8 protein-coding genes are annotated in these 10,326 nt (G+C 69.7%); 4 read left to right on the forward strand and 4 right to left on the reverse strand.

Features of this window, described 5'->3' with window-relative positions:
• Positions 1-47: 47 nt before the first annotated feature.
• Positions 48-620, forward strand: a complete 573-nt coding sequence (locus tag RUR49_RS24050; RefSeq protein WP_409149003.1) for a TetR/AcrR family transcriptional regulator — start codon at positions 48-50, stop codon at positions 618-620.
• Between the two features lie 137 nt (positions 621-757).
• The gene (locus tag RUR49_RS24055) at positions 758-1,261 is read left to right on the forward strand and encodes a GNAT family N-acetyltransferase (RefSeq protein WP_409148982.1); all 504 of its coding nucleotides are present in this window, start codon (positions 758-760) and stop codon (positions 1,259-1,261) included.
• Here the strand turns inward: RUR49_RS24055 and RUR49_RS24060 are convergent.
• Both RUR49_RS24060 and RUR49_RS24065 read right to left on the reverse strand, forming a co-directional pair.
• A complete protein-coding gene (locus RUR49_RS24060; protein ID WP_409148983.1) occupies positions 1,247-1,909 on the reverse strand; it encodes a permease in 663 nt (220 codons plus the stop codon). The two genes, RUR49_RS24055 and RUR49_RS24060, sit on opposite strands and share 15 nt — an antisense overlap.
• Before the next feature lie 165 nt (positions 1,910-2,074).
• Positions 2,075-2,497, reverse strand: coding sequence for a MarR family winged helix-turn-helix transcriptional regulator (locus RUR49_RS24065; protein WP_409148984.1), 423 nt, complete (start codon positions 2,495-2,497; stop codon positions 2,075-2,077).
• Between the two features lie 326 nt (positions 2,498-2,823).
• Between RUR49_RS24065 and RUR49_RS24070 the strand changes: the two genes are divergently transcribed.
• Positions 2,824-4,641 (forward strand): amidohydrolase, encoded by a 1,818-nt coding sequence (locus RUR49_RS24070; protein WP_409148985.1) that lies wholly within the window; start codon positions 2,824-2,826, stop codon positions 4,639-4,641.
• A 12-nt stretch (positions 4,642-4,653) separates the two neighbouring features.
• Here RUR49_RS24070 and RUR49_RS24075 read toward each other — a convergent pair whose 3' ends face one another.
• Both RUR49_RS24075 and RUR49_RS24080 read right to left on the reverse strand, forming a co-directional pair.
• A complete protein-coding gene (locus RUR49_RS24075) occupies positions 4,654-5,925 on the reverse strand; it encodes an HdeD family acid-resistance protein (protein WP_409148986.1) in 1,272 nt (423 codons plus the stop codon).
• Between the two features lie 161 nt (positions 5,926-6,086).
• Entirely contained in the window at positions 6,087-7,889 is a 1,803-nt protein-coding gene (locus RUR49_RS24080) for an endo-beta-N-acetylglucosaminidase (RefSeq protein ID WP_409148987.1), read from the reverse strand.
• 382 nt (positions 7,890-8,271) lie between these two features.
• Between RUR49_RS24080 and RUR49_RS24085 the strand changes: the two genes are divergently transcribed.
• Positions 8,272-10,158 carry a DEAD/DEAH box helicase gene (locus RUR49_RS24085; RefSeq protein ID WP_409149004.1) on the forward strand — a complete coding sequence of 629 codons (1,887 nt, stop codon included), beginning with the start codon at positions 8,272-8,274 and terminating at the stop codon, positions 10,156-10,158.
• Positions 10,159-10,326: the final 168 nt, after the last annotated feature.

Genomic DNA, 10,326 nt, shown 5'->3' on the forward strand with positions numbered 1-10,326 from the left:
ATGCAGAGTTCCGAGGTGCGGGCGTGGTCGCGAAACGGCGGGCGGAGATGGTCGAGGAGACGCGCGGCAAGCTCGTGCGTGCCGCCCGCAAGGCCTTCGCCGAGAAGGGCTATGCGGCGTCCTCCATGGACGACTTCACCGCCGAGGCGGGCCTCACGCGGGGCGCGCTCTACCACAACTTCGGCGACAAGAAGGGCCTGCTGCAGGCCGTCATCGACCAGCTCGACGCAGAGATCCTGGTGCGCATGCGCGCCGCACGCGAGCGGGCGGCGACGCCGTGGCAGGGGCTTCTCGACGAGAGCATCGCCTATCTCGAGATGGCGCTCGAGCCGGAGATCCAGCGCATCATGCTGCTCGACGGGCCGGCCGTGCTCGGCGACCCGTCGCGCTGGCCGAACCAGAGCGCCTGCCTGCGCGCGACCGCGCAAACGATCGAGGAACTCATCGAGGCCGGCACCATCCGGTCCGTGGACGCGGAGGCCGCCGCCCGCCTCCTCAACGGTGCGGCCCTCAACGCCGCCCTGTGGATCGCCGCCGCTGACGATCCCCCCGCCGTGCTCGCCAAGGCCGTCGAGGCCTTCCGCCGTCTCGCCGAGGGCCTGTTGAAGATGGAGCCGTAACGGCGCAGAACGGCCGGCCGCCCACGGTAGGGGCCACCGCAACCCGGCAGGTCGAGCCGCTCAGCGACGCTCGCGGTGACTGGACCTGGCGGGCCAGGGCAGGACGGCGGCCGGCCGGAAGAGACGGGGAGACTGGGATGGACGTGCCCGAGACAGACGCCGCGCCGACGATCCGCCCGGTGGAGGAGGCCGACCTCGCCGCGATCGTCGAGATGCTCGCCAAACTCGCCCACCACCTGAAGCCCGGCTTCGTGCCGCTCGCGGACCTCGCCAGCCTGAGGCGCTTCGGCCCGACCGGCCTCCGCCTGTTCGACGGCCTGATCGCGGAGCGCGGCGACCGTCCCGTCGGCCTCTGCCTCTACACCTATGCGTTCTCGAGCTGGCGCGGCCGGCCCGGCGTGTTCGTGCAGGACCTCTATGTCGATCCGTCCGAACGGGGCAGCGGGCTCGGCCGGGCGCTGATGGACGCCACCTTGGCGCGCGAGGCCCCGAACGGCTGCACCTTCGCCAAGCTCGAGGTCCACCGCGGCAACACCGCCGCCATCGCCTTCTACCGCCGGCTGGGGTTCGAGGTGGAGGACCATTATTTCACGATGGCGGCGGAGACCGGCGGCAAGGGACCCGGATCACCGCCGGCCTGACCGCATGGCGGATTGGTGCTCCGTCGGCGGCATCGCGGAAGAGGGCAGGCGGCGCGAACGGCGAAGCTGATCGAAGGCGATCAGGTGCGTCGCACCGGAGATGCCGACGCCGAACAGCGGGATCAGCACCAGCGGAAGCACACCGATCGTCGCCATCTTCGGATCCTGCAGCAGGGTGAAGGTCAAACCGGTGCCGACCGCGACCAAGAAGTCGGAGAAACCGAACAGGTGGAAGCGCAGATAGGCGGCGGCGTCTGGCTTCGAGACGGCGAGCTTCCAGGCATAGAGGCCGGCGACGAGGTCGCCGACGCCTGCCAGCACCCAGAACAGGGTCGGCAACTGCCCGGCGAGGCCATAGACGAAGAAGGCGAGCGCCGCCGGTATCCGCCAGATGTGCAGGACGGTGAGCGGGTAGAGGCCGATCTCCTCGATATAGCCCTGCAGTCGCCGGCTGAAGAAGTAGGCGGCGGTCGGGACAAGGATGCCGACCGCCACGAGAAGGGCGATCGCCGGCATCGGCATCGCCAGGAACACCCCGCGATCAGCAAGGACGGCGACGGCGAGGGCCCAGACGGAGCCGGTCAGGAACAGGGCGATTGTGATGCCGCGGGTATCCGGCGGCGACAGGGTCGGCGTGGCGATGGTCATGGCGCGGTTCCTTCCGGTCGAGGTGGGAAAGCGGGGGACGGGGCGATCTGCAGGGTCGCGACGGTGCCAAGCGCGAAAGGGGCGTGAGCCAGCGTGGCGAGACGCAGACGGGTATTTGAATTGATATCAATGTTTCTGGTCGTGGATATCGCCGCGCGCGCCCTTCTATGCCAGCGACCGCAGGGCGGCGCGGATGTCGTCGGGGGCGTGAGCGCCGAGCAAGCTCTCGGCGCGGTCCTGCGCGCCGTGCCATAGCGGCCGAGCTTCCTCGACCAAGGCCCGACCGGTCGGCGTCAATCCGAGTGTCCTGACGCGCCGGTCCTCCGCCGACGCAGAGACCTGGATCAACTCTCGCCGCATCAGCGGCTTCACCGCGGCACTCAGCGAACTCTGGTCGAGCCCGAGGGCATCGGCGAGCGACTGCATCGTCCAGTCGTCCTTCGCCGCCAGCATCGCCATCAGCGAGAACTGGCCGTTGTTGAGGTCGACCGGTCGCAGCGCCTCGTCATAGAGCCGCCCGATGCGCCGTGCGGCGCGCCGCAGATGAAGCGCCAGACACCGCGAGCCGATGGTTCGGAAATCGTCCATGGCCAAGTTGTATTGATATCAATATACCATGTCAACAAGCGTGTGCCTGATCGCCGCGGGCTGTGACGCTCGCCTTCAAGAAACGGCCGGCGTCCACGAGTTCGAGCCAATGAGCGCACCAGCAAACGTCTCCCCGGAAGCCGACGCCCGCAGCCGATCCTGAGCGCTCGCAGCGTCCCCGGCATTCCATCGACGTTGACGACGAACCCGTCATTGCCTGCCTCTATCCCCACGGGGCCATTGCCTTTTGTCCTGAAGCGAAGCCAGGTTGTGTTCGGCGCGCCCACAAGGGAGATGCGCGCCGTATCGGAGTGGGGAGGCGTTCGATGTGCTTGGCGTGTGCGTGGGGGCAGCACTTCATCGGCTATGGGACATCCGGAGTCGTCGCCTCGCGGCGGCAGGTGCTGCGGGCGGGGGCCCTGGCGGCGGCCGGCGTGGCGGCGGCGCCAGTGTTCCGTGCGACGGAAGCCTTCGCCCAGCAGGGGGCCGAGGCCGACGCTCCGGCCGACTTCGTCTTCCGCAACGGCGTCATCCACACGGTGTCCGAGCAACAGCCGCGGGCCGAGGCCGTCGCGGTGCGTGGCAAGACCCTCGTCCATGTCGGCGACGAGGCCGGTGCCATGGCCCTCGTCGGACCTGAGACGCGCATCGTCGATCTCGGCGGCCGGCTGCTGATGCCGGGCTTCGTCGAGGGTCACATGCATCCCATTCTCGGCGCCTTCATGTCGGCGGGTGTCGACCTGCAGTATCCCACACTGGCCGAGGCGCTCGCCTCCATCGAGCGCTACGCCAAGGAGAACCCGGACGGCCCGATTCGCGGCTTCGGCTGGCGCGTCGACATGTTTCCGCCGGAGGGGCCGACGCGGGCGGACCTCGACAGCATCCTGCCCGACCGACCGGCCTTCTTCTTCTCGATCGACGGCCACAGCCTGTGGGCGAACAGCCGCGCCCTGGAGATGGCCGGGGTCAAGCAAGACACGCCCGATCCCATCCCGGGCTTCAGCTACTATGCGCGTGACGTGAACGGCGTGCCGACGGGCTACGTGCTCGAGGTGAATGCCGTTCTCGGCCTCGTCAATGCCGTTGATCCGATCACGTCCGAGGCGATGGCCCGGCTGGTGGAGATCTGGCTGCCGAAGGCCGCCGCCGCCGGCATAACCTCGGTGTTCGACGCCGGCGTGCCGCCGGTCGGCAACGACCAGGCTTCGGTGATCGGCATCTACACCGAGATCGAGAAGCGCGACGCGCTGCCGTTCCGCGTCGTCGCCTCCTATTCGGTGAAGACGCCGCCGATCGACAAGATCGTCGAGGAGCTCGAAGACGTCCGCAGCCGGGTCTCGAGCGAACTCGTCAATGTCGATGTCGTCAAGATCGTCGGCGATGGTTCGCAGGAGGGCTACACGGCCTGGCTGCTCGAGCCCTACGCGGACAAGCCCGATTTCATCGGCGCCTCGCCATTCAGCGAAGAGCAATGGCACGAGATGATCGGCGCCGTCGATGCGGCCGGCTACGACGTCCACGTACACGCCTGCGGAGAACGGACGGCCCGCACCGCGCTCGATGCCATCGAGAAGGCGATCGCCACGAACCCGCCGCGTGACCGCCGGCACGCCATCGCCCACCTCGTCTATGTGGAGGAAAGCGACAACCCGCGCTTCGCGGAGCTCGGCGTCACCGCGCAGTTCTCCGCCAACTGGATGTCGGCCGACCCCGACACGATGCAGAACATGCTGGAGCGCTATGGCCCCGAGCGCCAGAGCAAGCTCTATCGCCCGAAGGTGGTGCTCGACACCGGCGGCAACATCGCGTTCGGCACCGACTGGCCGGCGGCCGGCTATTTCTCGACCTACAGGCCGCTCGATTCGATCCAGGTCGGCGTCACGCGCCAACTCGTCGGCCGGCCGGACGCGCCCGTGCTGAGTCCGGCCGACCAGCGTCTCACCGTCGAGGAGGCGGTGCGCGCCAACACCCTCGGTGCCGCCCGCCAGATCCGGCTGGACGACAAGGTCGGCTCACTGGAGGTCGGCAAGCTCGCCGACCTCATCGTGCTCGACCGCAACATCTTCGAGGTCCCGCAGGCGGAGATCTACGCGGCCCGCGTCGCGATGACGATGATGAACGGCGTCGTCCGGCACGAGGCCTGATGCTTCCGTCACTCAGGCCGTCCCGGTGTCCCGCCGGGACGGCACCCTGCCGAGGCGATCGGGCAGCGCCAGCAGGTAGGCGAGCGCCCGTGCGTAGTCGAGCACGATCCCGGGCGTCCAGGCCATCGCCCGCGCGCGCGCCCGCAACTCCGCCGCGACCCAGAGCTCTGGGCTGATCAGCAGGCGCGCGATGAACACCGGCGAGTTGATGTAGGGCGCGAACACGCCCTCCAGCCCGGCATCGAGGGCGGTGGCAACCGTGCTCGAGCAGTTGCGGTGCGTCAGGTTGTAGGTCCTGTCCGCACTGTAGGCGCTCCAGAAGCGCTGCAGGGCGGCGAAGTCGATGCCGTCGACCCGCACCTGCATCGTCGACGGGCACCAGCCGGCACTCTCCTGGGCGTAGCTCGGCTGGAAATGGCCGGCGACGTCGTTCTCGACCGTCGCCCGCAAAAGTCTGCGGAAGTCGTCGCTGTCGTGCTCGATCTCCACCGCCGGATAGTGGCTGATGTAGATGTCGCGGGCCTCCATGGCGGCATGGCCGGTGGAGATCATGCCCTTCTCGTCCCGAGCGGCCACGTAGCGGCTGACCGTGTGGTCGAGGGAGGTGAGCGCCCCCGTCGGCGTCCAGACGTGCACCGTCGCCGCCGTCCGAGGGGCGGCCGTCGTTGGCGGCGGCGGGCCGTCCTCGCTGCCCACCCATTGCGCCACGGGCCGCGAGATCGGCTGGCCGGGCCTCAGGCTGGCGAGGCGCCAGGCCATCCAGCAGATGTTGGCGGCCGAGATCATCAGGAGCAGGCCGACGTCCGAGCCGACCTCGCCCTGGTAGTGCGTCGGCCACGGCAGGAACGACCACAGGCCGAGCAGGAACTCGATGCAGGCGAACCCGATCATCCGCCGCCAGCCGGGGTAGCGCACGATATAGGCGCTGGTGCCACGCCAGCCCGCGTCGACGACGAGGAAGGTGCCGACCAGCAGCCCGACGATCATCTCGCCGCGACCGGCCGTGCCGATGATCAGGACGCCGATCAGGATGAAGATCCCGGCCTTGCCGAACCTGAGCCGCTTGCCCGCCCCCGCCTTGCCGAAGGCGGAGGCGAACGACAGCACGCCGTCGACCAGCAAGGGCAGCGCGAACCAGACGGGGTTGATGCGCTGCTCGGCGGTGAAGGCGTTGATGAAGAAGTACGCGCCGAGCGCCATCCAGAGTCCGCCGACGAGGGCGACGAGCCACCAGCGACGACGCGTGGCTTCGCCGCCGAACAGAATGAGGAGGATTTCGATCATCGATCCGGTCTTGCGGTGGGGCCGACGGCGCGGGAGGAGCGGTCGGGAGATCGGAGGGTAACTGCCACTTTAGCCACGGCGCGCGCCGCTTGCACGGTACAACCGCTGTGACGGGCGAGAGGACGGTCGTTTCGGGCGCCCTCGGGCAGACGCCGCGGGCTTCAGCGCAGGCCCAGTTCTCCGAGAAGGACGCTCGGTTTCGCCCCGGGGCTCGCTCCCGGATAGGCGAGGATACCGATCGCGGCGATCGTCCGCCCCTCGAGTGTGGCGCCGATGGAGTAGCTGCGCCGGGACCAGCCGTGCAGATGCTTCGTCCGCTCCGGTCCGAGACGGACGACCTTCGCCTTGCCGCTCAGGCCGAAACGGACGCGGGCCGGAGCGCGGTCCTTGCCCGGCGGCAGCAGCACCAGGACCTCAGGCGCATCCGGCTTTTCCGGATGGGCCGCTACGATGATGATGGCGGCCTGCAGGCCGTCCTCGCGCACCGTCGACGTCACCGTCTCGACACCGGCGAAGGCGCTGCGGAACAGTGGCCGCAGCGTGTAGCCCGTCGCCCGTCCGTCCGCTGCGACGCGGAAGCTGCTGCCACCCTCGAACGCCGCGTCGGTGGTCAACGCCGCGCGGAATCCCGAGCCTCCCGCCATGGCGACGTCGCGCCAGGTCGGCAGGACGTCGATGTGACCGACGTTGCCCCAGGCTCCACGCTTCGAAACCGCGCCGTCGCGGTAGACGGCGGTGCCGAAGCCCTGGTCGAAGTGCGTGGCGAACGGCAGCGCGTGCGGGATGGGGCGTGCGGCGACGAACTCGGCGATGCCGCGGCGGGGCACCGCTTCGCCATCGGTCCCGATCCAGAAGCGGTGGTCGCGCCCGACGAAGTTGCTGCGGTCCGGCTTCGCGCCGTCCCCCTCGTAGGTCCACGCCGGTCCAAAGACGCCGAAGGACGTGCCGCCGCGGAACGCCGCGCGGGCGCCGAGGAAGGAGCGGAAGCCGCAGTATTCGCGTTCACTCTCCCGGCAGAACACGTCCACCGAGGAATAGACGTCGCGGGCCCTGTCGCCCGCCACCTTAGCCGAGTGTTGTGGAGAGCCCGCGTCATAGGGCGGGCTCCAGTCGTAGTTGACGGTGATGCCGTCGGCCGCGGCGAAGAACGGCTCGTTCTGCACGTTGAGCTCGTTCTGGTAGCGCAGCCTGCCGGAGCGGACGATCGAATCGTACCAGATGACGGTCGCGGCGGGCGTCACCTTGCGCATCTCGCGCCGGAGCTCGGCGACGAACCGCTGCAGCGACTTGGCCCGCCGCCGCTTGCGCTCGGCATTGCCGGGAAGCTCCGTCTCGATGTTCACGAGATAGCCGTCGAAACCATAGGCGCGGGCGACCCGGGCGAGTTTCCGCGCATAGGCACGCCGGCGTGACGCGTCGTCCAGGAGCGCGCGGAGTTCGGCACGGCTCTCGCCGCTCTCCCCCTCGATGTTGAAGGTCGCGAGGCTTCGCACGCCATTGCGGTGCGCGCTGTCGGTCCAGCCGGGCGGCGGATAGGAGACGCGGGCGTGGGAGAAGTAGATGAAGGTGTCGATGTATTGCCAGTGGGTGAAGCGGTAGAGGGCCTTGTTGTGGCTTCCACCGGGAAAGCGGTCTTGCTCCGGGAGATAGCCCGCCCCCATGTCGTGCATGGCGATGACGCCGCCTTTGGCGCGCTGGCGCGGCGTGCGGGACACCCAGAGGTCGGCGAGCGGATGAGAAGCCGCGGCTCGCGGCCGCAACGGCTGCCGCGCCGCATTCCACGGCGCCTGTTCGGGGGTCCAGGCCGAAAGCTCCTCCAGGTTGGCGAGAGGAACCGTCGCCTTCCGATCGGCCGCTGCGGCGGTGGTGACGACGGCGACAAGCATGACCAGAGCGGCGATCCAGCCCGCGGAATGGATCTTGAGGCGACGAGGCGCTCCGGCGTCGGGGACGGCAGGCGGCATCACTTCTCCTGCTTGAGAGCATCGGATGCCGGTGTTCGTCAGCGCCAGCTCCAGGGACGACGATAGCCGCCGGCGGCTCGATCGCAACCGGAAGATGCCGGTCGGGGGCAGAATGACGACCCTCGTCGACGCGCTTCAGCGCAGGCGTCGGGCGATGTCGTCGAGGGTGCCCGGTGGCCGTTCGACGCCGGCCCGGCCATCGCCGCCGGCAATCTCTGGCGGCAGCTTGACGAAAGCGACGCCATGCGCCGTAGAAGCGCACCCCGGCGGCTGTGGCGTGTCGACTGCCAGCCCACTAAGTAAGCGTCCCACAGACATTTCCGACGGCTCCCCCTCGACGCCTGACGATCCTGCGAGATAGGCGGAACCAGCCGTGCCCTTCATGACGACGAACCCGGCGCTCGCCCGCGCCCTCGCCGAGCGGGATTACACCAGCCCGACGCCGGTGCAACTCGCCGTGCTGGCGCCCGAGGCGTCGGGTCGCGACCTGCTGGTGTCTGCCCAGACCGGCTCCGGCAAGACCGTCGCCTACGGCCTCGCCATGGCCGAGACGCTGCTCGGCGTCTCCGAGACGTTCGAGGCCGCGACGGTGCCGCAGGCGCTGGTGGTGGCGCCGACGCGCGAACTGGCGCTGCAGGTCCAGCGCGAGTTCGCCTGGCTCTTTGCCGCGACCGGCGCCCGCATCGTGGCCTGCGTCGGCGGCATGGATCCGCGCCAGGAACAGCGGCTCCTGAACCAGGGCGCCCATGTCGTCGTCGGCACGCCCGGCCGCCTCCGCGATCATCTGGAACGCGGCCGCCTCGACCTTTCGGCACTGCGTGTCGCCGTGCTCGACGAGGCCGACGAGATGCTCGACCTCGGCTTTCGCGAGGATCTCGAGTTCATCCTCGACGCCACCCCGCCGGAGCGGCGCAGCCTGCTGTTCTCCGCCACCATGCCGCGCGCCATCACCACGCTCGCCAAGCGCTACCAGCGTGACGCGCTGCGGATCGAGGTGGCGAGCGGCGAAGGCGGTCACGCCGATATCGAGTACCGGATGATCCGCGTCGTGCCGACCGAGGTCGACCATGCGGTCGTCAACGTGCTGCGCTCCTACGACACCCAGAGCGCCATCGTCTTCTGCAACACACGCGAGGCCGTCCGGCGCCGGCACGCGATGCTGCAGGAGCGGCAGTTCTCCGCGGTGGCGCTCTCCGGCGAACTGAGCCAGAGCGAGCGCAACCACGCCCTGCAGGCCCTGCGCGACGGGCGGGCGCGGGTCTGCGTCGCCACCGACGTCGCGGCGCGCGGCATCGACCTGCCGAACCTCGGCCTCGTCATCCATGCCGACCTGCCGAACGACGCCGAAAGCCTGCAGCACCGCAGCGGCCGCACCGGCCGGGCGGGCCGCAAGGGCGTCAGCGTGCTGCTGGTGCCGCCGTTCCGCCGGCGCCGGACGGAAAGTCTGATGCGGGAACTGGGCATCGAGACCTCCTGGTCGGGCCCGCCCACTTCCGAAGACATCCGCAAGCTCGACCACGAGCGCATGCTGCACGATGCCGTGATCGCCGAGGAGCCGAACGAGGAGGACGCCAGCGCCGGCCTCGCGCTGCTCGCCGCGCATTCGCCCGAGCACCTCGCCGCCGCGCTGGTGCGCCTCTACCGGGCCGGCCTGCCGGCGCCGGAGGAGGTCGCCGATCCCGGCGAGCCGCGGGCTGCGCGCGACCTCGCCGCCGGTCGGGATTTCGGCGGCGCTTCGGGCGTCGGCAGTGCCTGGTTCCGCCTCAACATCGGCCGCCGCAACAATGCCGATCCGAAATGGCTGCTGCCGCTGATCTGCCGGCGCGGGAACGTGACGCGCAAGGACATCGGCGTCATCCGCATCTTCGACGAGGAGACGGCCTTCGAGGTCAGCCTCGCCGCTGCCGACCGCTTCAAGGCGGTCAAGAAGCTGGACGGCGACGAGGTGGTCATCGAGCCGCTGCCCGGCCCGCCGGCGGGAGCGGGCCACGCGAAGCGCCTCGACCACGGCAAGCCGCCGCGCGCCCTGCCGCCGTCCGAGAAGCCCGCCCACGGACGCAAGTTCCGCAAGGGCCCCGTGCCGGGAAAACCGGCCGATGGCGGAGCGGACCACGGCAAGCCCGCGGGCGAGGCGCCGCGCGAGGTCAAGCCGTGGGGGCAGGGCAAGAGCGAGCGCCCACCGAAAGGCCGGGGCCCGAAGGCCTTCGAGGGAAAGCCCAAGGGAACGTCCAAGGGAAAGCCCAAGGGAAAGCCGACGTGGCGCCCCTGACGGGGTCCCGGGCCTCCCTCTTGAGCTCCGGCCGTGAACGGAGGGCTCGGAGGGGAACGGGGCCGTTGACAGGGCCGAAGACCCTGCACAGTTGGTCATGCGGACTGGATCACGGGCAACACGGCTAGCGCCAACCGCGGCCCCGCGACGGCCGCCTTGCGGCTGAGA

Source organism: Pseudoxanthobacter sp. M-2, assembly GCF_046156265.1.
Taxonomy (GTDB): domain Bacteria; phylum Pseudomonadota; class Alphaproteobacteria; order Rhizobiales; family Segnochrobactraceae; genus CAMDHY01.